Origin of the sequence: Paenisporosarcina quisquiliarum, assembly GCF_027563315.1 — a bacterium.
Classification (GTDB): Bacteria; Bacillota; Bacilli; order Bacillales_A; family Planococcaceae; genus Paenisporosarcina; species Paenisporosarcina quisquiliarum.
This window is the reverse complement of sequence record NZ_JAMKBJ010000020.1, coordinates 1-22438: the sequence shown is the minus strand read 5'-3', so window position 1 is coordinate 22438 and position 22438 is coordinate 1. Positions and strand designations below refer to the sequence as shown.

The window sequence follows — 22438 nt, the reverse complement described above, 5'->3', positions numbered from 1 at the left end:
AAAAACAAGCCACGGTTTTACCTTTTTACCATCTACTATCTTCTGACATGTTTAATCGATTTTTATTAACTTAAGATTTAGCCTATAGTCAAAATCAATTTTCTGATTAAGTTGTAATAAAAAATTGCAGAAACGTTCTCTCTTTTTTCAATTTGAATGACGAAAACCTGCTGTCTATCCATATAAACAAATTAAAACCGCCATCTCGGCGGTTTTTTCTTTTTAACTTATTCTGTTTCTTCTTCCATTTCCTCTTCTACATCTTCATCCATGTTATCTTGATCTTCACCGTCACCACATGCTCCTAGTAATCCTACTGTAAGGAATGCTGCTGCTCCAATTTTCCACCATTTTTGACCGGCAATTGAATTTTTCATCATTTCAAATTCCTCCAATTTTTTAAGGTATAGTGAATCAAATAACTTATTAGTAAGATACCCATTCATTACACTTAATTAAACATGGCAAATATTTATTTCAGAATAGGGGCAAATTTCTCATATATTTGATTGACTTTTTGAATATGATTTTGTTATGGTTAAAATATTAAAAGGAAAGCAGGTGAGGTATTATGTCAAATTCAATTGAGAATGTAAAAATGCGAATGGGCATGTTCCAGGTATCTCATCACACGTATGCTTTCTAACAAGTAGAACGTTTCTTTTGTGATGTGTATGAACCGTGACTGCCTTTTCGCAGCCACGGTTTTTTTAATTTCTTAAGAAAATACAACTGGAATTAAGCGCATCTGGCGCATTCCAATTTTCTTATACACACAAATCAGGAGGAATACACATTGAAAACAGTAAACACATTGAAAACAATAAAAAATTACGGTTGGAACGACGCTTGGGATGTGAAATGGGCTGACCAATCGACGAATGAGAAATTGCAAGCTTGCGTTATAGGACGCGTATTACTGGAACATAAGCATATGTACAGAGTAGTAACTGATGAAGGCGAATGGCTAGCTTCCCTATCAGGTAGTTTCAAACACCAGGCACAGGAACGTCGTGACTATCCTGCTGTCGGTGATTGGGTTGCGGTAGAAAAAATGCCTGGAGAAGAGAAAGGGATCATTCGAAACATACTTCCAAGAACATCTATTTTTTCCCGAAAAGTAGCTGGAGATACAACGGTTGAACAAATTGTTGCAGTAAACGTGGATATCGTCTTTCTCGTCATGTCATTAAACCTAGACTTTAACCTCCGACGATTGGAACGATATTTAGTTGCAGCCTGGGATTCAGGTGCGAATCCTGTCATCGTCTTAACGAAAAAAGATGTCTGTGATGATCCCCAATTTTATGTTGATCAAGCGGAATCAGTTGCCTTTGGAGTTCCGATTCATGTCGTGAGCAGTGTTACTGGTGAAGGCATTGAGGAGCTGCAGGACTTATTGAAAGACGGAAAAACGGCTGCTTTGCTGGGTTCCTCAGGTGTTGGTAAATCTTCTTTGACCAATGCTCTCTGCGTTGAAAATGTCATGGTTGTTCAAGAAATTCGAGAAGATGATGACAAAGGACGCCATACGACAACACATCGAGAACTATTCCGAATGCCTGGAGGCGGTTTGTTAATTGACACACCAGGTATGCGCGAGTTTCAAATGTGGGATAACAGTGAAAGTCTTGATACAGGGTTCCAGGACGTGGAGCAATTCGCTAGTGATTGTCGTTTCACAGATTGCCAGCACGACGGGCAACCCGGTTGTGGGGTACAGGAAGCACTCGATAATGGGGCACTGACAAGGGAACGCTTTGCAAGTTATGAAAAATTAAAACGCGAACTTGCCTACATGGAGCGAAAAGCAGATGCTGCCGCCCAAAAAGCGGAACGCGGAAAATGGAAACAAATCACGAAAGATATGCGAAAAAGACCTGCTAAAAAAAGATAACAAATATGGCCAGCCTTTATTTCGAAGGTTGGCTTTTCTATATGAGATAAATCTTGATGATTTTTTAAAGTTGGAGGTACATATATGATTTCACAAGCGCTCGTTTTACATGGAAACCAAATATTAATGGTGAAACAATATGTACAAAGAGGAGATATCGTTTGGAATTATCCAGGCGGGGGAATCGATGAAAATGAAACTCCTGAAGAAGCCTGCATTAGGGAAGTAAAGGAAGAAACAGGATACGATGTGGAAATAATAAAATTAATTTTTAAATCATCCAATAAGTTTACGTACGTTGCAAAGGTTATTGGCGGCGAACTTTTTCTTGATACGAATAATGAATGCAATAAGGATATTATAGATGTTTCTTGGGTGTTAATTGATGAAGTAGATATGTTCGATACATATACAGCCCCTTTATTAAAAATGCTACTTGATGAACTCAATTAAATTTTCACTATCCAAAGGCTTAATTGAAAAAACCGCCTCCATTATAGGAATGCGGTTTTTATCATGATTAAGTAATTTGATGTGCTTTGATTTCTTGACCGATTCGTGCGTACATTTTCAGTTCTTCAATTAAGCCATCAACTTGTTCAGCCGCTTCTTTTACAAGTCCATCAGTGTCATAGTCGAATGTACTCGGATCAAGGACCAATTGTCGGGGAATCGCATTGGCATAAACGCCTCGCATCACTGTTCGCATATTATTCAAGCAATTAATTCCACCTTTACCTCCACCGGCGATGGCAAGTAAGCCGACTGGTTTATGTAGAAACTGTGTGCTGCCCAGGAAATCCAATGCATTTTTCAGCGCACCACTCATGGCACTATGATATTCAGGTGATAACAGTAATACTGCATCTGCTTCCAGAACTGCTTGACGTAAAGATTTTACAACCGGCTCATTAGCTTGTTCTTCTTCTCCTGTGTACATCGGCATTTCCATTACGCTCAAATCCATCGTATGGAATCCATAAGTACGTTCGATAAATCGTGCAGCAATGGCAGTTCGACCATGTTTCCGTGGTCCCCCACTTATAACTAAAATTTTCATGTTTATTCTCTCCTTTTACAATCCGCTCGGTTCAGTTAGTCCGTGTTTTACTGCATAAAGGGCAGCTTGCGTGCGGTCTTGTACGTGTAGTTTTGAAAAAATATTGGATATATGGGTTTTGACTGTCTTTTCCGTGACAAACAATGAAGAAGCGATCTCTCTATTGCTTTTCCCTTTTGTCAGCTCAGATAAAACATCTTGCTCTCTTGGTGTCAAAGGATATAACTTGTGTGGTGGTTCAATTTGCGGTTCTCTAACTTTCATGAGTTCGGAAGTAGCCCGTGGATGCAATGTATTTTCTCCACGCATCAATTTGCGAATCGATTCCACCAAATCGTCAGGCTCAATATCTTTCAATTGATAGCCAGCTGCCCCAGCTTCAATGGCAGGAATGACGTGATCACGATCTGAAAAACTCGTTAGCATTAATACTTCCGTCTGCGGATGCTGTTCTTTAATTTTTTTCGTGGCTTGAATGCCATCCATAATTGGCATGACTAAATCCATTAACACAATGTCCGGTCTCAGGCTCGCTGTCATATCCACAGCCTCTTGCCCATTCGTTGCTTCGCCGATAACATCCATATCTTTTTGTGTCTTCAAGAAAAATAATAAACCGCGTCGCACCACATGGTGATCATCCGCAATCAGCACTCTTATCATGCAGATTTCCTCCTTAATATGGCAAACGGATCAACAGCTCCGTTCCTTTTTCAATTTCACTGACCCAATCTACCGAACCTCCAGCTGCCTGGGCACGATCTTTCATGCTCTGTAAACCGATAGAAGGGATTCGTACATTTGTATCCATTTGAAATCCGCATCCTTCATCTTTTAAGACGAGTAACATATCAGTTGGTGTCACAGTAATGAATAATTCCGCTTCCTGTACACCCGCATGTTTCCGGACATTATTTAATCCTTCCTGTGCTATGCGGAACAACGTTTCTTCAATGCGTGAGGGTAGATTTATAACGCCAGTTACGTTTACTTTCAATGTCAATCCCAGCATTTCGGCATAGCCCTTTATTCCTTCCACTAAACCGGTTTCCAGACCCTTAGGTCGCAATTGCCAAATAAGTGCACGCATTTCAGTCAACGCTTCCTGCGTTAAATGCTGGATTTCACGAAACGTTTCTTTCACTTCGGTTTGCTCCGCCATTACACTTCCGCCTCGCGCAGTTAAAGTTACTGAAAACAACAGCTGATTCACTGAATCGTGTAAGTCACGTGCCAATCGATTACGTTCTTGAACCAGTGCCATTTCCTGTTCTTGTTTTGTCAGCACGATACGTTTGATTGCTGATCCCATTTGAAAAGCTACCGACTCTAGTAATGCCAGTTCATCATCTGTAAACGCTACCGTATGAGGTGAAGCAACGTTCAGTAAACCAAATCTTTCCTGACCAGATTGCAACGGTACAGTTGCATGGTGGGTAATGCCTCCATGATCTTCTATTTTCGCATCTATGGCACTTTCAATTCGCTGACACTCAATCATGTTAGTTGCTTTTTTAAGTTCCCCATTGCGAAACTTGGAAACACACCAGCAGCCGCCTTTTTGCAGGTATCGACAACTATCGTGTTCCAGAGCATTTGGGAGATTTTCATGTACAATCAATTGATGTTTTCCTTTTTTATTAATAAAGAAAATCCATCCTGTTTCAAACTGCGTCCCAGCTAAAAATTTTCGTAATGCGCCCTGTAGCATCGGTGTCATTTCAGTTTCTTCATTTAACAATTCTGCGATTTCTTTGAGTAAACCGATATTTGAATGTTCATTAGATTGCATACAGTCGCCTCCACTCATACCTTCATTATATCTCTTATCATACCATCCGTTTTCATGCATTGGCATGATGATCGTTTCATACTTTTGACTGAAAATGCTTAATCTTGCAGCGTTCTCCACAAGTAAAATGTGGCATAAGCGCGCCAACCGCGCCAATTTTCAGCCCATCTTTCAATTTCTTCTAAACTCGGTTTTTGTGATTCATTGCGCACTTTTTTCAGGGCATTGTGTAATCCAACGTCCGCTAGAGGAAAAGCATCCGGATGCCTGAAACAACGCATAATCACGTAATTGGCTGACCATTTTCCTATTCCACGGATGGCTATCAATTTGGCTTCCATTTCAGATAACGACAAACCGATAAACTGCTCTTTATATAAATAATCTGAAGCCATGAGCTCGGCAACACCTATGACATATTCTGCTTTTCGTTGAGTAAAAGAAAGAGCTCGCAAATCCTCCACTGACAAAGAGGAAATTCTCTCTGGTGAAGGAAATAGCCAATACGTCATTCCATCATGACAAATGGATTCACCATAGGTCGTAACGAGTTTTTGTTTTAAGGCATAGGCCACGTGCAAACTAATTTGCTGACCCATAATCGACCAGCAAAGCGCTTCAAATAAGTCCTCAACACCAATAATTCGAAGCCCTTTATAGGCGGAAACAACGCCATTTAATATTTCATCATCTTCGGCTAGTGAATAAAAAGGCTGTAAATCTCTAGATAGATCAAACCATTCCTCCACATATGTAGCAGATGCCTCTGTCACATGATCACTGACAGTATTCAATTGTGGGAATGTAATTACGAGCTCATTATGTATGAATGACACTCGAATCAAAATAATTTCATGATTGATTCGAATCGCTTTTGATACCGAGTTATTTTCGCTATGAACGTGGTGCAATATTTCTCTGTTATTGCGTCCTAAATACAATAGCAAGTCGTTCCAATTAACATCGTCAACTGACTTTCTCATTGCATTTCCTTGTCGTTTCCACATATAAATTCCTCCTATCAACAAAACCCCATTAGCTTTTACGCTAATAGGGTCTTCTATTACAGGCCGAAACGCTCGTCCATGTCTGCAGTGAATTGAGTTTTGATACAATCAAGTTTTTTCTTACTGTCAGCTTCAGTAGGACCTGTCACACCAATATAGTATTTAATTTTGGGCTCCGTACCACTTGGTCTGACACAAACCCATGACCCATCTTCTAAGAAGTATTTCAATACGTCCGCTTGTGGCAAAATAAGCTTTTCATCTTTGCGACCATCAACGAAACTGCGTGTTTGCGTTAAATAATCTTCCTGCGACGAAATCGCAATGCCTGCTACTTCTGTCAAAGGTTGATCTCGCAAGCTGGTTAGCAGATTTTTGATTTCACGAGCACCATCTGCTCCTTTTTTCGTCACTGAAACAAGTCCTTCGAAATAATAGCCATGTCTTTCAAACAAATCATACAAGACGTCAAGTAGTGTTTTCCCTTGCATTTTGTAGAAAGCGGCTGCTTCAGTGATGGCTAAGACGGTTTGAATCGCGTCTTTGTCTCGTGCAAAAGGTTTAATTAAGTAGCCATAGCTTTCCTCATAGCCAAACAGGAATGTAAACTCATTCGTTTCATTATATTGCTGAATTTTTTCACCAATAAATTTGAATCCGGTCAACACATCTTCTGTCGATGAACCATGATATTCAGCGATCACTCGACCAAGATCAGAAGTCACAATGGTTTTGAACACTCGTCCATTTGCCGGCATGTTTCCTGCTTCTTTTAATTGCGTCAATAAATATTCGATTAAAATGGCACCTGTTTGATTTCCTGTCAATAATAAGTAGCTGTCACCATTTTGAACGGCCACACCTACACGGTCTCCATCTGGATCAGCCGTGATTAATAAATCCGCTGATGTCTCTTTACCTTGTGTCATAGCCATTTCAAATGCACTGGCTTCTTCCGGGTTCGGAGACTTCAAGGTTGGGAATTCGCCATTCGGCTCCATTTGCTCCTCGACGAAAGTAAAGTTATCGTAACCCGCACGTTTCATCAAACTGCGGATTGTCGAGCCCGATGCACCATGAAGAGGAGAAAAAACAACCGTTAAATCATTTTTCCCAGTCAGGTCCTGATGGTGTTGAATGGATGTAACACTTTCAAGATAACTCTCGTCCAGTTCCTGTCCAACCAATTGAATCATTCCGGTTTGTTTTAAGAGGTCAACGTTCCCCGCTTCGACTGCCAGCTCATCTCCTACTTGCTGAACAAAAGAAATCACCGCTTCAGCATCTGCCAAATTGAGTTGCGCACCGTCTTCCCCATAAACTTTATAGCCATTATATTCAGGGGGATTATGACTTGCAGTTACCACAATTCCCATATAGGCTCCCAGTTCCCTTACACTGAACGATAATTGTGGGGTCGTCCGGGGTTCTTCATATAAATAGGCTTTAATTCCATTTTTAGCAAAAGTACTTGCTGCTTCCAAAGCAAACTCAGGAGATTTTCTGCGACTGTCATAGGCGATGACGATTCCTTTTTTCATTGCTTCTGCGCCTGCTGCTTTTACATAATCAGCAACCCCTTGGGAAGCCTTACGTACTGTGTATGTATTCATACGGTTTGTGCCAGCACCAATCTCACCGCGCATACCGCCTGTCCCAAATTCCAAATCTTTATAGAAGGCGTCCTCAAGACGTTTTTCATCCTTGGCCATTGCAGAAAGTTGTTCTTTCAACTCAGGCTCCAATTGATCAAAGGCAAACCATTTTTCAGCAGTTTGTTGATAACTCAAATTAATTCCCCCATAAAACTCATTAATAATGTCACTCGATCTTATAATTAAAAGCTTCAAGCGCCAGCTCTCGGGCCACAAGGGTCAGGGAGTGGCGCTTTGCACTTTTCTATCAGCCTTTTTTGTACTCGATACGATACACATCATGACGACGGTCTTTTAATTGCTTGACGGTACCATCTTGACGCTGACGTCGTAAAATCTCTAAGTCCACGTCACCGATTAACACCATTTCCAAGTTCGGGTTTGTTTCTCCAACAATTCCATCACGAGCAAATTCAAAGTCAGATGGCGCATAAATACCTGACTGCGCATATTGAATATCCATATTTTCGGTTTGAGGTAAGTTACCAACAGTACCCGATATAACTGTATAGATTTGATTTTCAACCGCGCGGGCCTGTGCACAATATTTCACACGTAAATAACCTTGTCGATCTTCCGTACAGAAAGGTGCGAATATAATGTTAGCACCCATGTCCGTTGCAATACGCGCAAGTTCAGGGAATTCAATATCATAACAAATTTGAATTGCAATTTTTCCGCAATCGGTATCAAAGACACGGACAGTATCTCCCGCACTGATTCCCCACCATTTTCGTTCATTAGGTGTGATGTGAATTTTATACTGCTTTTCAATTGATCCGTCACGACGGAATAAATACGCGATGTTGTAAATCTCATCATCTTCTTCTTTAACGAAATGGGAACCACCAATAATATTGACGTTGTAGCGGACAGCCAAATCGGTAAATAATTCGATATATTGTGGCGTGAATTCAGTCAATCGACGAATCGCGCGACTTGGTGACGGTTCATTTAAAAATGACATTAACTGAGTCGTGAAAATCTCAGGGAATACCACAAAATCAGAATGTGCATCCGACGCTACGTCTACAAAGTACTCACATTGATTTGCTAAATCATCAAAAGATTCAATAGCACGCATCATGTACTGTACGACACAGATACGGACCGGATAGCTAGTTTTGAAATGGCGTTTTGACATAGGTTTATAGTCAACATTGTTCCATTCCATCAAAGTCGCATATTTGCCTGAAGCCGTATCGTCCGGTAAGTAATTCGGGTTAATACGCATAAGCGTGAAACCATTCATGATTTGGAATGTCAGAACAGGATCATAAATTTTGTGACGTGATACAGCATCCACATACTCACGTGGCATCATTTCATCTGAGTGTTTGTGATAATTTGGAATACGTCCACCTATAATGATGGATTTCAAATTAAACTGACGGGCGATTTCTTTACGCGCCTCGTATAGACGCTGTCCTACTTTCATGCGTCGATATTCAGGATGCACCATTACTTCGATACCGTACATATTGTATCCTTCTGGATTATGATTCGTAATATACCCATCATCTGTTACATCTGACCAGGAATGGCGGTCGTCGTATTCATCGAAATTTATAATAAGACTCGAACATGAGCCAATAATATGTCCATCTAGTTCCGCGACCATCTGGCCCTCAGGAAAAATACTTAAATGACTGCGCAGTTGATCTACTTTCCACGGGTCCATACCTGGAAAGCAAAGCTTTTGCATTGCTAAAATCGGTTCTATATCATCCATGGTTGTCTGTCTGATAACCATTTTCATTTCAAATTGGGATAAATCGAATTGCTCTGACATGTAAATCGTCTCCTTCACAAAAGCTTCATATTCATTATATAGGACTGCAGACTAGGTGGAAAATATTTTACTTGTTTCATACTTAGAATTATAATTTGATAAGAGTTTACCCTCAGAAGTGGAGATTAGAACATGTCGAAAAAATCAGAGAATATGTTATTGTTTATGTGGGTCGTTTCTTTAGCAGCAACAATGGGGTCCTTATTTTTCTCGGAAATCAGGCATTATGAACCGTGTGAGTTATGTTGGATTCAACGCATTTTCATGTATCCACTCGTATTAATTCTAGGGATCGCCTATGTACAGAAAAATGCCCGCATTGCTGTGACGACTGCAACGTTTTCCGTAATTGGTGGAGCAATTTCGCTATACCATTATGGTCTACAAAAAGTTACTTTTTTATCAGAAAACGCACCTGCTTGCGGACGTGTATCTTGCACAGGTGAATATATCAACATTTTTGGATTCATTACGATTCCATTCTTGGCACTGACAGCATTTATTTTGATCGCTATTACAAGCTTCATGTTATTGAGAGTTTTGAAGGAGGAAAAGTAGAATGAAGAAGTTATTAATTATTGGCGGAATCATTGTAGCCGTATTTGCTTTATTAATCGTCTTAAACAATGCGTCAAACAAAAGTAAATTAGCGGACAATCCTTACGGTACTGACGACTTAAAACAAGAAACGATTGACCAATTGGACGATGAAAACTATCAAAACATCATTCTACCGGATGATTTACAAGAAAAAGTGGAAAGCGGTGAACCCGTAACTGCTTACTTCTTCAGTCCAATCTGTAGCCATTGTAAAGCAATGACACCTGTATTAATGCCAATCGTAGAGGATATGGACGTAGACTTAGTGCAATATAATATTTATGAATTTGAACAAGGTTGGGAAGATTATTTGATTGAAGCAACTCCAACAATGATCCATTTCGAAGATGGAAAAGAAGTTGCTCGTATGGTCGGCAATCAACCAGAAGAAAATATTAAAACATTTTTCAATGATGTTGTATTAAAATAGAAGATACTGTAGACCATGTCATCGTACATGGTCTATTTTTAGGAGGACTGCAAAATGATTAAATCTTTTCAATATGAACTGCAAACAGACAATATTACCATTGAACAACTTCTACGTGACGATTTTCAAATCGGCAAAAAAATCATGCATGAAATGCGTATGGCTAAAAGCATCGTGAATGAAAATGGAGAACCGATGGTATGGCAACATCATTACCCGAAAGGCACGCAACTGACATTCAATGTGAATGTAGAACCTTCTTCTTATGTGGCAACACAAACTTGTGAAGTGCCCATCCTTTTTGAAGATGCACATATACTGGTCGTTTCAAAACCAGCTGATATGGCAACTCATCCAAACGAGCCAGGTCAGACAGGCACTTGCATGAACCATGTCATGTCTTATATTAAAAAGCAAGGTGGCGTATATGCTGAGCATGTTCATCGACTCGACCAAGGGACGAAAGGTTTAGTATTGATTGCCAAACATCCGCTGATTAAGTCCATGCTTGACCGTATGCTTGAAGACAAACAAATCATCCGTGTATACGAAGCAATTGTCGATGGCTACATGACACAAAAAAATGGAACGATTCGCACTCCGATTGGGAAGGATCGCCATGACTCTACCCGCCGAACAGTCTCTCCATCTGGTCAAACAGCGATCACGCACTTTGAAGTTGTTGGACAAGATTCGAATTTCACAAAAGTACACGTGATTTTGGAAACTGGACGTACGCATCAAATTCGCGTTCACTTAAGTTCAATCGGCCACCCAGTTACAGGTGATAGACTTTATGGTTCAAGAACACGAGCAGACAATTATTCACTTCAAGCGAAAAAACTGCAATTCGTCCACCCGATTACGAAAGAAATGATTGTTGTGGAAGACTATAAATAACTCATTTTTCCTCAGTTGAACAAGTCGAAAGCCAACATCGATTTAGATGTTGGCTTTTTTCGGCTTTAATTCACTTTAATTCCCAGTGAATTTGGTCATTTAAATAAACTTCATTATTGCATAAACATCAAAATTGTATTAATCATCGAAAAAGTAAAACCTACACTCCAAACACAACCTAAAATCTTTTGATTATGTATGTTTCTGTTTTGCTTTAATTTTTCCAAGAGATGCACTAAATTAATAAACCATAGGATTGAAAACAGTGGAGCACTGTAAAATAGTAATTCCAATTTATACCTCCCACTATAACGACATATACTAACATTCTACAGATATTGTTAAATCCCTTTTTATGTAAATAATCATATGCAATCCAAGACTACTATTAATCAAATAAAGCCCCTGAGGCAGTGACAGCGTCACTTCCCCAGGGGCTTTTCGTTCAGTTTTTCACTTACGTGAGTTGAGTTATTAATTAAAAATCAAACGAAAAATTATCTGGATCTGCACCTGTTCGTTCATTTAAATTCAGTGAATCAATATTTTTCATGTCTTCAAATGATAACTCAAAATCAAACACATCCGCATTGGACGCGATTCTTTCTGGAGTCACCGATTTTGGAATTACAGTCAAATCGTGTTGCAAATGCCAGCGGATGATAATCTGAGCTGGAGTTTTTCCATATTTATTCCCCATGCGTACTAGTGAAGGTTCATTCAGTAGACCACCACGCGCCAGTGGCGACCAAGAAGTTACCGCAATCTTGTTGTCTGCACAAAACGATCTCAGGTCATACTGAGTAAGACGTGGACTAAGCTCGATTTGATTGACCATCGGTTTAACATTCGCTTTTGCAAAAATTTCTTCCAAGTGATGTTGATGATGATTGGACACACCTGTCGCACGAATTAACTTTTCTTCATACAATCGCTCAATCGCACGATACGTATCAACGAAAGTTTCTTTAACCGGCCAATGAGTTAAGTATAAATCCAGATAGTCAAATCCAAGGAGTTCCAGTGATTTTTCAAATGCTCGCAATGTCTGATCATAACCTTGGTCGGAGTTCCAAACTTTCGTCGTAACAAAGACATCTTCGCGTTTTAGCCCTGAAGCCCTGACTGATTCACCAACTTCTTTTTCATTGGCATATAAAGAAGCCGTATCGATTGCACGATATCCTACTTGAAGAGCTGTTGTCATAGCTTTGACTGCTTCCTCAGGGTTTGTCATTTTATATACACCTAATCCAAGGCGAGGCATCTCAATGCCATTATGTAATGTTTTGGTGGACTGCAAAGTTAATGTCATGTTCTTCATCCTTTCCATTTGTTCTATCTTCGTATATACATTGTACAAATTGAATCTGTATTTTACGAGCGAGATGATTTTTTCTCCAAAAAGTATTGCACTTTGCTCTAAAAACGAATATTATATGGAATGTTGATTATTTCGTTCGTCTTTTTGAAAGGAGACACACTATGTTTCGCTTAAATGAACATAATACTAATATAAAAACTGAAATTCTCGCAGGTATGACAACATTCCTGACGATGGTTTATATTGTAATCGTTAACCCGGTTATCTTGGCCGATGCTGGAGTACCTTTTGATCAAGTCTTTCTAGCAACTATTATTTCAGCAGTTGTCGGTACTTTATGGATGGGGTTATTCGCAAACTATCCGATTGCTATAGCACCAGGTATGGGTTTAAATGCATTTTTCACTTACACAGTTGTTATTTCATCCAATGGAGAAATTAATTACATCACCGCATTTTCTGCCGTATTTATTGCCGGTCTATTATTTATTATTTTATCTTTAACACCTTTACGTAAAAAATTAATCGAAATTATCCCTGAAAATTTAAAACATGGTATTACTGCTGGTATTGGATTGTTTATCGCATTTATCGGTTTACGTCTTTCAAAATTAGTTGTACCTCATGAACAAAACTTGGTGAAGCTTGGTGATCTAACAAGTGCTCCGGTATTACTAACTTTGTTTGGCCTACTTATTACATTAATTTTAATGGTTATGAATATATATGGCGCATTATTCTACGGAATGATCGCTACTGGTATAGTTGCTTTCTTTACAGGTCAATTGAACTTTGAGTCAACATTCATGAAACTTCCTTCTTTACCAGAAGGCATCATTGTATGGGACCCTACAGTAGCTTTGATGGACGTATTCAATTATGGCATGTTTGGTATCGTGATTTCCTTCCTTCTTGTTACCTTATTTGATACAACAGGAACGATGATTGGTGTCGCAAAACAAGCTGGTTTAATGAAAGGTAATAAAATGCCACGTGCAAGACAAGCTTTGCTAGCAGATTCAGTTGCGACTACTGTGGGGGCGATGTTTGGAACGAGCCCTACCTCCGCATACATCGAATCTTCTTCAGGTGTTGCAGTTGGTGGTCGTACAGGATTGACATCTGTTACTGTCGCAGTTTTATTCATCATTGCAGCATTCTTCGGACCGCTCGTTTCTTCACTTTCAAGTGTTGCTGCAATAACAGCACCTGCGTTAATTATTGTTGGTAGTTTGATGATTAGTGCCGTAAAACATATTGATTGGGATTCTTTTGATGAAGCATTCCCTGCATTCATTATCATTTTGACAATGCCACTTACTTCAAGTATTGCCACAGGTATTGAACTTGGATTCATCCTTTATCCGTTACTAAAAATCTTTAAAGGCCAAGCGCGAAAAGTACATCCATTACTCTATATCTTCGCTGCTCTGTTCTTGTATCAACTACTATTCTTACCTCATTAAAAAAACGACTGAAGTCTTTGGACTTCAGTCGTTTTTTCGTTTATGAATTGGTTCAGCGTTATCGGATTGCACAGGATCCGACACTCGGTGGTCATTTTTCAGCTCTTGTTCATCACGCATTTTTTCCATTTGACGGCCAAGCTGTTTCATCTCTTCCATCGATGAAGCCATTGAACCATTTTCAGGATCTCGTTCTTTTTTCGACATGTTCGCTCAGCTCCTTTTTGTTATCGTATAAGAACGTTCCTTGGAATGCAACTTTTGCAATGAACGAATTTCGCCATATTTGTATCGAGGAGAATATTTCTTTTTGAAATGAAGTAAGCTATACTTAGGTATGATATTGTATTACTCTCAAAAGGAGGCAACAAAAATGAGCTTACTACTTATTCTTGGTGTTACTGTTGCATTCCTTGCTGCGATCTTCACGGCAGGGTACGATGACAAACCAGGTGCATCTGAAAAGAAATAATCATGTAAAACGGGATTGCTAGTTTATAGCAATCCCGTTTTTTTAATCTAAATTCGGATAGTCTTGCTGACGCAGTGCTTCATAAATCAATATAGCCGCTGTATTCGACAAGTTCAATGAGCGTACATTATCATTCATCGGAATGCGTAGGCATCGGTCCTGATTTGCATCGATTAGTTCTCGAGGCAAGCCAGAAGTTTCTTTTCCGAACACGAAAAAGTAATCTTTTTCAATTTCATTATAGTTATACGTAGTATGTGGCTTGGACCCATGCTTTGTAAGGAAGAAAAACTCTCCTTCCGGGTATTTGGCAAACAGCTCATCCAGACCATCATAATAATGAATATCAACATGTTCCCAGTAATCAAGTCCAGCTCGTTTCAACATTTTATCGTCGGTTGAAAATCCTAATGGACGAATTAAATGCAACTTCGTATCCGTTCCTGCACACGTACGCGCAATATTTCCTGTATTTGCTGGAATAAGTGGTTGGTAAAGCACCACATGTATAGCCATTTCCGTCACTTCCTCAATGTATGGTTTCAAAGGATAGCCCTTTGTGAATTTCTTCAATAACTTCTGGATCATTCTCAACTTTTAAAGCATTTTGCAATGCATCCATTCCTTCAGACGTACCAATCTTCCCAATGGCCCATGCAGCTGTGCCACGAATCACTGGTCGTTCATCCTTTTGCAGTAAGTCAATTAAATCCGGAATAGCACTTTCTTCTTTAAAATGCGCCAACGCTAAAATGGCATTCCTTTGAATAGGTTTCTTCCCTCTCCAGGAGCCGGACACGTGGCCGAACTTCGATTTGAATTCCTTGTTGCTCATTTTTAATAATGGTACCAGTAACGGCTTTGCAATTTCAGGATCGGGCTGGAAGTCGATTTGATGCATATTAAATTTGCCTTTGTTTTTTGGGCATACCGTTTGGCACGTATCACATCCGTAAATGCGATTGCCGATTTTTGTTCGAAACTCATCAGGCAAAAATGTTTTGGTCTGAGTAAGATAGGCAATACATCTTTGCGCATTGAGCTGTCCACCTTCAATCAAGGCTCCCGTCGGACAAACGTCTAAACATAATCGACAATCACCACATTCATCTTCCATAGGGGTATCAGGTGCAAAAGGAATGTTCGTAATAATTTCACCCAAATAAACATAAGATCCGAATTCTGGCGTAATGATGGAACAATTTTTAGCACTCCATCCGATTCCTGCACGTTCAGCAACGGCTCGGTCTGATAACTCCCCTGTGTCCACCATAGAGCGCGTTTGAGCGTCTTCAACATGTTGTGCTATAAATAGTTCCAGTTTGGCTAAACGGTCCCTTAACACCGTATGATAATCAATTCCCCATGAAGCTCTTGCAAAAATGCCTCGTCGCTCGCCTTTCTTCCCTTGCGGTGCATTTTCCATTCGTGAAGGATAAGCAATGGCAATAGAAATAATACTCTCGGCTTCATTCAATAATAGAGATGGAACGGTTCTCTTATCAAGGTCAGGCTCTTCAAAGCCAGATTGATAGCCGAGTTCCTGTTGGCGTTTTAAACGATTCTTCAACTCACGAAAAGGATCGGAAGAAGCGAAACCGATTTTATCAATGCCAATAGAATGTGCGTATGTGATCAGTTCTTGTTGAAATTGGTTAACATTCATAAAACTTCTCCCTCCTTGTGATAAACTATTGAAAAATGAATTGTAGGTGAAAACATGAAAGCTTCTATAGAATCGTCCATTTTTCAAATCGACGAATTTGTGAAAATAGGCATTAACCATTATACCAAATTTGTCATCTCAGAATCGCCCCAAATGTTAAAAGGACGTATGCAATTATTTCAAGAACACTTATTTTTTGACTTGCAGGATAAAGAATTGACGGATTATGAAGGAATAAAGGAATGGAGAACTCTATGGAAAAAGCTTGGCGCTGACCCTGGGCGTTACCGTCCCTCGATGGAGGCCATGATGCGCCGAATACGTAATCAAAACTATTTGCAGCCTTATAACAGTGGAGTGGATTTAAATAACTTCTTTTCATTGCAATATGAGATTCCTGTAGGATTATATGATTTACGTGCCATAGAAGGTGATATTCACATAAAGTTAGGTTCATCTGACACTTCTTATACTGGTATCAATGGACGTGAAAATAATTTAGATGGTATTTTAACCATCACAGATGACATTGGCCCATTTGGTAGCCCTTTTGTTGATTCGCTCCGCACTGCTGTCAGTGAACAAACCGCTGATGCCTTGCAGGTATTTTTTATAAAGCCATCTATGTCGATTAATGACGCAGAACAATTAGTGGCTGCGGCTGGTAAAATGTTTACACAAGTTAACGGGGGAGATTATTCATCCGTAATTTTAAATAAGGAGCAGGTTCAATCTAACTTGCCTACTATATGATTGCATAAGAAAACCGCTTCAATCGAAGCGGTTTTTTCTATACGTTGTTGTTCTGTAACCGAATGATCGTTTCTAACCCAGCATAAGTTGATCTGAAAGTTGGAATTTCTCTCTCTAAAGCTCCCATTGAAACCGCTAATTTGGGCTTGATGCCTACCAATATACATTTGGCTCCAATCAATTTAAGACAGTCGTATAGTTTTTGTATATGAAATCGTACTTCATGATCCGAATCACTGAGACCACTTAAATCAATCAGAACATATTCAATTCGATTGTTGGAACACTCCATTAATACCGATGAAATGAGCAAGTCTGCACGCTCTGTATCAAACTCCCCGATTAACGGTAAAGCAATGGTATTTTTCCATACATGTAAAATTGGAATGGAAAGTGCTTTAATCAGCTTTTCCTTCTTCTTTTCTTCTTCGGCTTTTGTAGTGACATCCATCAACATAACGATGAATCCTTCAATCTCATTCCTATCGTTATTTATTGGTGTCACGACAATATCAGTAACAAATCGGTTTTTTATCGTTATACGTGTACGATGTTTACCATTTAAATTTCCCATCACACGTTGTTGATGCTCCGGACGTTGATGAAAGAAGTCCATATTTTTGCCAATAAAATCTTCGCTGCTTTCCAAATCATATAAAGGGGCCACAACTGTTAATAAATCTGAAGCATAGCAGTTCATCCATTTAATATGGAACTGTTTATCCGCGATAATAATATTTTCCCCAATACTATTCACTGCATTTAATACTGAGATATCGTTCGGTATTGTTCCAACATCATGCATTCTATTCACCTTTTCCTTCAATACTATTATTAATAGTATATACAAATACTAGGTGAATGCCTAATCCATTGATATCCAAGACATATAAAAAGGATGACACCGGTTAAAGCGTCATCCTTTTTAGTATTGAATCTTTATTTCAAATCAGTTAGATTGACCTTTTTTAATCCATTCGGCGACTGTAACTGTTCGTTTTGCCTGATGCTTCACTGCCCCTTGTACATCTTCTTTCATTTTTCCATCCTGATCGACGGATACACTCGTACCATATGGATTTCCACCCGCACCATACACGACAGAGTCAGTATACCCCGGTGCAACAACAATGGCTCCCCAATGATACATAGTTGTATAAAGGGATAACGTCGTTACTTCCTGTCCACCATTTGGATTTTGGGCAGAAGTCATGGCACTAACAGCCTTATTGGCTAATTTCCCTTTAAACCAAAGTCCGCCTGTCGTATCCAAGAAGCTCTTTACTTGCCCAGGCATATTTCCAAAACGCGTTGGAACGCTGAAAATGATTGCATCTGCCCATTCCAAATCATCCAATGTAACCTCAGGGACATCTTTGGTTGCTTCCATATTTGCTTTCCAAGCCGGATTTGAATCGATGGCTGCCTGTGGAGCAGTTTCCGGTACTTTCAATACTTTCACTTCGGCTCCGGTTTCTTTTGCGCCTTCTTCAGCCCACTTTGCTAATTGATAGTTCGTACCTGTTGAACTGTAATAAACGACTGCTAATTTTACGTTGTTCATTTCTATCATCTCCTTTTAGAATGTACAGAAAAATAACTACATAATTCTGTGTTTCCCTATCGGAGATGTTTTATTCCTGTTTTTAATATTTGCATTCTTTTAAGACATTATGCTCATGCCAATCCAAAAAAGATGAAAAGCAAAAATACATAGATAACAGGCATTAGCAAAACTCAACAAATACTTCACACTTTTACCGAACTGTTGAAAAGGATATTTTAAAATAAATATAGCAAAAACGGTGCTTAAAAAAAGTTTAATCATGAGAATCGTAAGAGCATCTAACTTCATTAATAAAGGATTAGCTTCCGAAATGAGCAACAATGTAATTCCTATGTAGGTGGCAATACCATCTAAACTATTTAAAATAACTAAAAGCCAAGCCGAGCCAACCATCTTATCACCTTTTGTCCATATTTATTTAAACAATATAACCATTGTGGTCAATTGATAAAGAGGTTAAACATATGATGAATCATCTCAATCAACTGAATTTCATAACCTAACTGAAGGATTTCATCCCCCTTTTATTGAATCTTTCTAATTAGAAAAATAGACAGGAGAAATGATCTTTTTGAAAATCAATTTACTTTCTTTTATAACTTCATACACAATACTTTCAATCTACTTTTATTTAGTGCCCTTGCTCATTCCAATGAATGATCTTCTCAGATTCCTATATTTGCTCAGTTTCTTTCCTGTGGCTCAACTTCTTGCAAAGAAACTTTTTGGAAGAGGATTAGAAAGTTATGGACTCATTTTTTTTAATGGTTGGTATAAGAATTTAGGGATAGGATTATCTATTGGTTTTATTGGTTGGAGCTTATTGTATGGAGTAAGAATTATAATAGGGGAATATACAGTTATCGGTACAAAATCTTTCACTGACAGCTTAATTGTACTTATCATGATCTGTGCAGGATTCCTAATAGGCTCATTAATCAGTGATATGATTGTCCGTGGTTTGGTTTATCATCATTTCGGTAATCGTGTCTCTTTCGGTATGCTGGTTTTGATTTCAATAATCCTTTATGCACTGGATGATATATGGTTAGAAGGATTGACGGTAAGTAACTTTATATTTTCTGTCTGTTTGGGCACCAGCCTTGCATATGCCTTTTACAAGACCCATTCGATTTGGGCAAATACAGGATTGCATGCTGGGTTAAATATCGCATATGGACTTTTTTTTGGAGTCACTGGAAACGTCGGGGATGGAATCATTCAATTTGAAATAACAAATTCCAATTTGTTCTTTTCACCATGGCTATCATCTTTATTCGCACTTCTTCTGTTTATGATGATATATATGGTTAGAAATTGGTTTGTAAAGTATTCAGTAACAGAAAACCACACCACTACTCAAGCTGAATTCAAGGAAAGTCAAATCCCACTAAGCCCTTAAAACAACATATGCATAAGCTAATCCATTTAATAAATTTGATTTCATGAAGGACCAGTTGGAATATTTTACATCGTTTATGATGCAAGAATCAGGTAATACTTAATACTGCGGGGCTTGGGTTGATAAGCCATGTTATATTTCTCGCATAAACGCTTAAGCATTTTGCTTAAGCGTTTTTTTGTGTAATGAGAACCAAATAAAGATAGTTTGAATAAACTTGGGCTTTCAGAACAAGCTAATAGGAATGGAGGTGAGTTTCTTTGACTACGGATAAAGGGAATATTAAGCAAAAAGAAAATAAAAATATGAAAAAGGCAAGATTGGATCGTGAAGAATTTGGAGCTGGATACGATTTAAGTCCAGATGATTTAGACATTAGAGGGCAAAACGAAGCAGCAAAATCAAATACAAAAAAGGCGGCTAATCACCCCGTCAATAATGATAAAAAGAATGACCAAAGATAAATCATTAATTTTAAGTATGCCCACAATTTCATATAAAATAAAAAAGCAGCATCTACATAAGTAGATACTGCTTTTTTAAATGATACCCGAGGCCAGACTCGAACTGGCACGCCTTGCGGCACCGCATTTTGAGTGCGGCGTGTCTGCCATTCCACCACTCGGGCAAATCAATACATGCAGACAGATAAATTATTATGGAGGCGGCAACCGGATTTGAACCGGTGATAAAGGTGTTGCAGACCTGTGCCTTACCACTTGGCTATGCCGCCAAACAATGTTGGAGCGGAAGACGAGGTTCGAACTCGCGACCCCCACCTTGGCAAGGTGGTGTTCTACCACTGAACTACTTCCGCAATAATACTGGGGTACCTGGATTCGAACCAGGGCGTGACGGAATCAAAATCCGTTGCCTTACCGCTTGGCTATACCCCATTAATAAGATGGGGCGAACGAGGGGAATTGAACCCCCGAATGTCGGAATCACAATCCGATGCGTTAACCACTTCGCCACGCCCGCCACAATGTTAGTATATGATGTTTATAATTTAATTATTAAAAATGGGGCGACTGAAGGGAATTGAACCCTCGAATGTCGGAATCACAATCCGATGCGTTAACCACTTCGCCACAACCGCCACTATAAAATAAAAATTGGCAGGGGCAGTAGGAATCGAACCCACACTGGAGGTTTTGGAGACCTCAGTTCTACCTTTAAACTATGCCCCTAAAGTTGGTGGAGGGGGGCGGATTCGAACCGCCGAACCCGAAGGAACGGATTTACAGTCCGTCGTGTTTAGCCACTTCACTACCCCTCCATATGAAGATGGTGCCGGCGAAAGGAGTCGAACCCTCGACCTACTGATTACAAGTCAGTTGCTCTACCAACTGAGCTACACCGGCACGGTGTTTATAAAAATAATGGTGGCTCAGGACGGAATCGAACCGCCGACACAAGGATTTTCAGTCCTTTGCTCTACCGACTGAGCTACTGAGCCACATTTGAATTGTACTAAGCTGTGAATCTCTTTGCTTATTCCAATTCTTACTATTTCAAGAAAAATGGCGGTCCCGACGGGAATCGAACCCGCGATCTCCTGCGTGACAGGCAGGCATGTTAACCGCTACACCACGGGACCATTTGGTTGCGGGGGCAGGATTTGAACCTGCGACCTTTGGGTTATGAGCCCAACGAGCTACCGTGCTGCTCCACCCCGCGTCAATATTATGTTTTAAACACTATTGCTTCACCGCTTACGATAAGTTTGACATCTGCATCGGCTTTGCCTGCTTCGACGTTAATCGCCATCTTTGTTTGGCGATTTGCTACACCCTCGCGGTGCTCTTTAGAACATGCGATTTAGATGTGTTTTACTTTGTCGAAAGTGTTTATAGTGTAAATGGTGGAGGATGACGGGCTCGAACCGCCGACCCTCTGCTTGTAAGGCAGATGCTCTCCCAGCTGAGCTAATCCTCCTGGGTAAGATAAAAGTAAAATTGGTGACCCCTACGGGATTCGAACCCGTGTTACCGCCGTGAAAGGGCGGTGTCTTAACCGCTTGACCAAGGGGCCATATATAATAGAAGAAAATCATCTGGCGGAGAGCAAGGGATTTGAACCCTTGAGACAGTTTAACCCGCCTACACGAATTCCAATCGTGCTCCTTCGGCCACTCGGACAGCTCCCCAAGATATGGCTCCGAAGGTAGGACTCGAACCTACGACCAATCGATTAACAGTCGATTGCTCTACCACTGAGCTACTTCGGATCAATATTATATAGCCTGGCGACGACCTACTCTCACAGGGGGAAACCCCCAACTACCATCGGCGCTGAAGAACTTAACTTCCGTGTTCGGTATGGGAACGGGTGTGACCTCTTCGCCATCATCACCAGACTATTTGTTTTTTAAGACAAGATTTATTATATCAAGTCTCATGAGATTTACAAGCGTTTTTTAAAAATAAAAAAACATTTTTGTTCACTCAAAACTGGATAAACGGGTCATTGAAAACCATTCAAATTCATTTTGGTTAAGTCCTCGATCGATTAGTATTCGTCAGCTGCACACGTCACCGCGCTTCCACCTCGAACCTATCTACCTCATCGTCTTTGAGGGATCTTACTTACTTGCGTAATGGGAAATCTCATCTTGAGGGGGGCTTCATGCTTAGATGCTTTCAGCACTTATCC

23 protein-coding genes, 16 tRNA genes and 2 rRNA genes are annotated in these 22438 nt (G+C 39.8%); 9 read left to right on the top strand and 32 right to left on the bottom strand.

The window, feature by feature from the left end; translation table 11 throughout:
* Positions 1-227 precede the first annotated feature (227 nt).
* Complete coding sequence (locus M9R32_RS15570) at positions 228-380, bottom strand: hypothetical protein (RefSeq protein ID WP_269927651.1); 153 nt, start codon at positions 378-380, stop codon at positions 228-230.
* Positions 381-814: 434 nt separating this feature from the next.
* Here M9R32_RS15570 and rsgA point away from each other — a divergent pair, with 434 nt between their 5' ends.
* Complete coding sequence (rsgA, locus tag M9R32_RS15565; RefSeq protein ID WP_418936255.1) at positions 815-1897, top strand: ribosome small subunit-dependent GTPase A; 1083 nt, start codon at positions 815-817, stop codon at positions 1895-1897.
* Positions 1898-1981: 84 nt separating this feature from the next.
* Positions 1982-2350, top strand: coding sequence for an NUDIX hydrolase (locus tag M9R32_RS15560; protein WP_269927650.1), 369 nt, complete (start codon positions 1982-1984; stop codon positions 2348-2350).
* Positions 2351-2417: 67 nt separating this feature from the next.
* On the opposite strand, the gene M9R32_RS15555 is transcribed toward M9R32_RS15560, so the two are convergent.
* The 6 genes from M9R32_RS15555 to M9R32_RS15530 all read right to left on the bottom strand — a co-directional run bounded on the left by M9R32_RS15555 (position 2418) and on the right by M9R32_RS15530 (position 9203).
* The gene (locus tag M9R32_RS15555) at positions 2418-2957 is read right to left on the bottom strand and encodes an NADPH-dependent FMN reductase (RefSeq protein ID WP_269927649.1); all 540 of its coding nucleotides are present in this window, start codon (positions 2955-2957) and stop codon (positions 2418-2420) included.
* A 15-nt stretch (positions 2958-2972) separates the two neighbouring features.
* Positions 2973-3620 carry a response regulator gene (locus M9R32_RS15550; protein WP_269927648.1) on the bottom strand — a complete coding sequence of 216 codons (648 nt, stop codon included), beginning with the start codon at positions 3618-3620 and terminating at the stop codon, positions 2973-2975.
* A 13-nt stretch (positions 3621-3633) separates the two neighbouring features.
* Positions 3634-4749: a GAF domain-containing sensor histidine kinase gene (locus tag M9R32_RS15545; protein WP_269927647.1), complete on the bottom strand. Its 1116-nt coding sequence runs from the start codon at positions 4747-4749 to the stop codon at positions 3634-3636.
* A gap of 98 nt (positions 4750-4847) precedes the next feature.
* Positions 4848-5774: a DNA-3-methyladenine glycosylase family protein gene (locus M9R32_RS15540; RefSeq protein WP_269927646.1), complete on the bottom strand. Its 927-nt coding sequence runs from the start codon at positions 5772-5774 to the stop codon at positions 4848-4850.
* A gap of 38 nt (positions 5775-5812) precedes the next feature.
* Complete coding sequence (locus tag M9R32_RS15535; protein WP_269927645.1) at positions 5813-7546, bottom strand: phospho-sugar mutase; 1734 nt, start codon at positions 7544-7546, stop codon at positions 5813-5815.
* Positions 7547-7658: 112 nt separating this feature from the next.
* Positions 7659-9203, bottom strand: coding sequence for a carbon-nitrogen hydrolase family protein (locus tag M9R32_RS15530; RefSeq protein ID WP_269927644.1), 1545 nt, complete (start codon positions 9201-9203; stop codon positions 7659-7661).
* A 132-nt stretch (positions 9204-9335) separates the two neighbouring features.
* On the opposite strand from M9R32_RS15530, the gene M9R32_RS15525 reads away from it, so the two are divergent.
* From M9R32_RS15525 to M9R32_RS15515, 3 genes are read left to right on the top strand one after another with little or no spacing between them, the layout of a single operon-like run.
* On the top strand, positions 9336-9761 hold the full coding sequence (locus tag M9R32_RS15525; RefSeq protein WP_269927643.1) for a disulfide oxidoreductase: 426 nt from the start codon (positions 9336-9338) through the stop codon (positions 9759-9761).
* A 1-nt stretch (position 9762) separates the two neighbouring features.
* Positions 9763-10233: a thioredoxin family protein gene (locus M9R32_RS15520; RefSeq protein WP_269927642.1), complete on the top strand. Its 471-nt coding sequence runs from the start codon at positions 9763-9765 to the stop codon at positions 10231-10233.
* A 54-nt stretch (positions 10234-10287) separates the two neighbouring features.
* Complete coding sequence (locus M9R32_RS15515) at positions 10288-11133, top strand: RluA family pseudouridine synthase (RefSeq protein ID WP_269927641.1); 846 nt, start codon at positions 10288-10290, stop codon at positions 11131-11133.
* 478 nt (positions 11134-11611) lie between these two features.
* Here the strand turns inward: M9R32_RS15515 and M9R32_RS15510 are convergent, their stop codons facing one another.
* Positions 11612-12448, bottom strand: a complete 837-nt coding sequence (locus M9R32_RS15510) for an aldo/keto reductase (RefSeq protein WP_269927640.1) — start codon at positions 12446-12448, stop codon at positions 11612-11614.
* A gap of 170 nt (positions 12449-12618) precedes the next feature.
* Between M9R32_RS15510 and M9R32_RS15505 the strand changes: the two genes are divergently transcribed.
* A complete protein-coding gene (locus tag M9R32_RS15505) occupies positions 12619-13923 on the top strand; it encodes an NCS2 family permease (protein ID WP_269927639.1) in 1305 nt (434 codons plus the stop codon).
* 24 nt (positions 13924-13947) lie between these two features.
* Here M9R32_RS15505 and M9R32_RS15500 read toward each other — a convergent pair whose 3' ends face one another.
* From M9R32_RS15500 to queG, 3 genes are all read right to left on the bottom strand, one after another.
* Positions 13948-14130 carry a hypothetical protein gene (locus M9R32_RS15500; protein WP_269927638.1) on the bottom strand — a complete coding sequence of 61 codons (183 nt, stop codon included), beginning with the start codon at positions 14128-14130 and terminating at the stop codon, positions 13948-13950.
* A gap of 307 nt (positions 14131-14437) precedes the next feature.
* Positions 14438-14911, bottom strand: a complete 474-nt coding sequence (gene trmL / locus M9R32_RS15495; RefSeq protein ID WP_269927637.1) for a tRNA (uridine(34)/cytosine(34)/5-carboxymethylaminomethyluridine(34)-2'-O)-methyltransferase TrmL — start codon at positions 14909-14911, stop codon at positions 14438-14440.
* A gap of 13 nt (positions 14912-14924) precedes the next feature.
* Complete coding sequence (gene queG, locus M9R32_RS15490) at positions 14925-16061, bottom strand: tRNA epoxyqueuosine(34) reductase QueG (protein ID WP_269927636.1); 1137 nt, start codon at positions 16059-16061, stop codon at positions 14925-14927.
* A 54-nt stretch (positions 16062-16115) separates the two neighbouring features.
* Between queG and M9R32_RS15485 the strand changes: the two genes are divergently transcribed.
* Positions 16116-16814, top strand: coding sequence for a B3/B4 domain-containing protein (locus tag M9R32_RS15485; RefSeq protein ID WP_269927635.1), 699 nt, complete (start codon positions 16116-16118; stop codon positions 16812-16814).
* Between the two features lie 37 nt (positions 16815-16851).
* On the opposite strand, the gene M9R32_RS15480 is transcribed toward M9R32_RS15485, so the two are convergent.
* The 3 genes from M9R32_RS15480 to M9R32_RS15470 all read right to left on the bottom strand — a co-directional run bounded on the left by M9R32_RS15480 (position 16852) and on the right by M9R32_RS15470 (position 18774).
* Positions 16852-17619 (bottom strand): STAS domain-containing protein, encoded by a 768-nt coding sequence (locus M9R32_RS15480; protein WP_269927634.1) that lies wholly within the window; start codon positions 17617-17619, stop codon positions 16852-16854.
* Positions 17620-17763: 144 nt separating this feature from the next.
* Positions 17764-18378, bottom strand: a complete 615-nt coding sequence (gene wrbA / locus M9R32_RS15475; protein WP_269927633.1) for an NAD(P)H:quinone oxidoreductase — start codon at positions 18376-18378, stop codon at positions 17764-17766.
* 99 nt (positions 18379-18477) lie between these two features.
* Positions 18478-18774 (bottom strand): DUF5658 family protein, encoded by a 297-nt coding sequence (locus M9R32_RS15470; protein WP_269927632.1) that lies wholly within the window; start codon positions 18772-18774, stop codon positions 18478-18480.
* Positions 18775-18952: 178 nt separating this feature from the next.
* Between M9R32_RS15470 and M9R32_RS15465 the strand changes: the two genes are divergently transcribed.
* Positions 18953-19783 carry a CPBP family intramembrane glutamic endopeptidase gene (locus tag M9R32_RS15465; RefSeq protein ID WP_269927631.1) on the top strand — a complete coding sequence of 277 codons (831 nt, stop codon included), beginning with the start codon at positions 18953-18955 and terminating at the stop codon, positions 19781-19783.
* A gap of 260 nt (positions 19784-20043) precedes the next feature.
* Complete coding sequence (locus M9R32_RS15460; protein ID WP_269927630.1) at positions 20044-20247, top strand: hypothetical protein; 204 nt, start codon at positions 20044-20046, stop codon at positions 20245-20247.
* An 83-nt stretch (positions 20248-20330) separates the two neighbouring features.
* Here M9R32_RS15460 and M9R32_RS15455 read toward each other — a convergent pair.
* The 18 genes from M9R32_RS15455 to M9R32_RS15370 all read right to left on the bottom strand — a co-directional run.
* A tRNA-Leu gene (locus M9R32_RS15455) sits at positions 20331-20411 on the bottom strand.
* A gap of 31 nt (positions 20412-20442) precedes the next feature.
* Positions 20443-20516 (bottom strand) — tRNA-Cys (locus M9R32_RS15450).
* Between the two features lie 9 nt (positions 20517-20525).
* A tRNA-Gly gene (locus M9R32_RS15445) sits at positions 20526-20600 on the bottom strand.
* A gap of 7 nt (positions 20601-20607) precedes the next feature.
* Positions 20608-20679, bottom strand: a tRNA-Gln gene (locus M9R32_RS15440).
* Positions 20680-20688: 9 nt separating this feature from the next.
* Positions 20689-20764 (bottom strand) — tRNA-His (locus tag M9R32_RS15435).
* Positions 20765-20806: 42 nt separating this feature from the next.
* Positions 20807-20882: transfer RNA gene (locus tag M9R32_RS15430), tRNA-His, on the bottom strand.
* Positions 20883-20899: 17 nt separating this feature from the next.
* Positions 20900-20973: transfer RNA gene (locus tag M9R32_RS15425), tRNA-Trp, on the bottom strand.
* 5 nt (positions 20974-20978) lie between these two features.
* Positions 20979-21062: transfer RNA gene (locus M9R32_RS15420), tRNA-Tyr, on the bottom strand.
* A gap of 9 nt (positions 21063-21071) precedes the next feature.
* A tRNA-Thr gene (locus tag M9R32_RS15415) sits at positions 21072-21147 on the bottom strand.
* A 19-nt stretch (positions 21148-21166) separates the two neighbouring features.
* Positions 21167-21242, bottom strand: a tRNA-Phe gene (locus M9R32_RS15410).
* A gap of 65 nt (positions 21243-21307) precedes the next feature.
* Positions 21308-21383: transfer RNA gene (locus tag M9R32_RS15405), tRNA-Asp, on the bottom strand.
* A gap of 3 nt (positions 21384-21386) precedes the next feature.
* Positions 21387-21463 (bottom strand) — tRNA-Met (locus tag M9R32_RS15400).
* Positions 21464-21645: 182 nt separating this feature from the next.
* Positions 21646-21721 (bottom strand) — tRNA-Val (locus tag M9R32_RS15395).
* A 21-nt stretch (positions 21722-21742) separates the two neighbouring features.
* Positions 21743-21817: transfer RNA gene (locus tag M9R32_RS15390), tRNA-Glu, on the bottom strand.
* 23 nt (positions 21818-21840) lie between these two features.
* A tRNA-Ser gene (locus M9R32_RS15385) sits at positions 21841-21932 on the bottom strand.
* A gap of 6 nt (positions 21933-21938) precedes the next feature.
* Positions 21939-22013: transfer RNA gene (locus M9R32_RS15380), tRNA-Asn, on the bottom strand.
* 13 nt (positions 22014-22026) lie between these two features.
* A 5S ribosomal RNA gene (rrf, locus tag M9R32_RS15375) occupies positions 22027-22142 on the bottom strand.
* Between the two features lie 132 nt (positions 22143-22274).
* Positions 22275-22438: ribosomal RNA gene (locus tag M9R32_RS15370) — 23S ribosomal RNA — on the bottom strand; the annotation flags it as partial.

What these genes read in the sequence shown, in the direction of transcription:
- trmL (WP_269927637.1), bottom strand. Translation starts at nt 14,911, where the DNA reads ATGGCTATACATGTGGTGCTTTACCAACCACTTATTCCAGCAAATACA.
- M9R32_RS15570 (WP_269927651.1), bottom strand. Translation starts at nt 380, where the DNA reads ATGATGAAAAATTCAATTGCCGGTCAAAAATGGTGGAAAATTGGAGCA.
- M9R32_RS15520 (WP_269927642.1), top strand. Translation starts at nt 9,763, where the DNA reads ATGAAGAAGTTATTAATTATTGGCGGAATCATTGTAGCCGTATTTGCT.
- M9R32_RS15485 (WP_269927635.1), top strand. Translation starts at nt 16,116, where the DNA reads ATGAAAGCTTCTATAGAATCGTCCATTTTTCAAATCGACGAATTTGTG.
- M9R32_RS15550 (WP_269927648.1), bottom strand. Translation starts at nt 3,620, where the DNA reads ATGATAAGAGTGCTGATTGCGGATGATCACCATGTGGTGCGACGCGGT.
- M9R32_RS15555 (WP_269927649.1), bottom strand. Translation starts at nt 2,957, where the DNA reads ATGAAAATTTTAGTTATAAGTGGGGGACCACGGAAACATGGTCGAACT.
- M9R32_RS15505 (WP_269927639.1), top strand. Translation starts at nt 12,619, where the DNA reads ATGTTTCGCTTAAATGAACATAATACTAATATAAAAACTGAAATTCTC.
- M9R32_RS15530 (WP_269927644.1), bottom strand. Translation starts at nt 9,203, where the DNA reads ATGTCAGAGCAATTCGATTTATCCCAATTTGAAATGAAAATGGTTATC.
- wrbA (WP_269927633.1), bottom strand. Translation starts at nt 18,378, where the DNA reads ATGAACAACGTAAAATTAGCAGTCGTTTATTACAGTTCAACAGGTACG.
- M9R32_RS15510 (WP_269927640.1), bottom strand. Translation starts at nt 12,448, where the DNA reads ATGACATTAACTTTGCAGTCCACCAAAACATTACATAATGGCATTGAG.
- M9R32_RS15545 (WP_269927647.1), bottom strand. Translation starts at nt 4,749, where the DNA reads ATGCAATCTAATGAACATTCAAATATCGGTTTACTCAAAGAAATCGCA.
- M9R32_RS15500 (WP_269927638.1), bottom strand. Translation starts at nt 14,130, where the DNA reads ATGTCGAAAAAAGAACGAGATCCTGAAAATGGTTCAATGGCTTCATCG.
- M9R32_RS15525 (WP_269927643.1), top strand. Translation starts at nt 9,336, where the DNA reads ATGTCGAAAAAATCAGAGAATATGTTATTGTTTATGTGGGTCGTTTCT.
- queG (WP_269927636.1), bottom strand. Translation starts at nt 16,061, where the DNA reads ATGAATGTTAACCAATTTCAACAAGAACTGATCACATACGCACATTCT.
- M9R32_RS15480 (WP_269927634.1), bottom strand. Translation starts at nt 17,619, where the DNA reads ATGCATGATGTTGGAACAATACCGAACGATATCTCAGTATTAAATGCA.
- M9R32_RS15560 (WP_269927650.1), top strand. Translation starts at nt 1,982, where the DNA reads ATGATTTCACAAGCGCTCGTTTTACATGGAAACCAAATATTAATGGTG.
- M9R32_RS15470 (WP_269927632.1), bottom strand. Translation starts at nt 18,774, where the DNA reads ATGGTTGGCTCGGCTTGGCTTTTAGTTATTTTAAATAGTTTAGATGGT.
- M9R32_RS15515 (WP_269927641.1), top strand. Translation starts at nt 10,288, where the DNA reads ATGATTAAATCTTTTCAATATGAACTGCAAACAGACAATATTACCATT.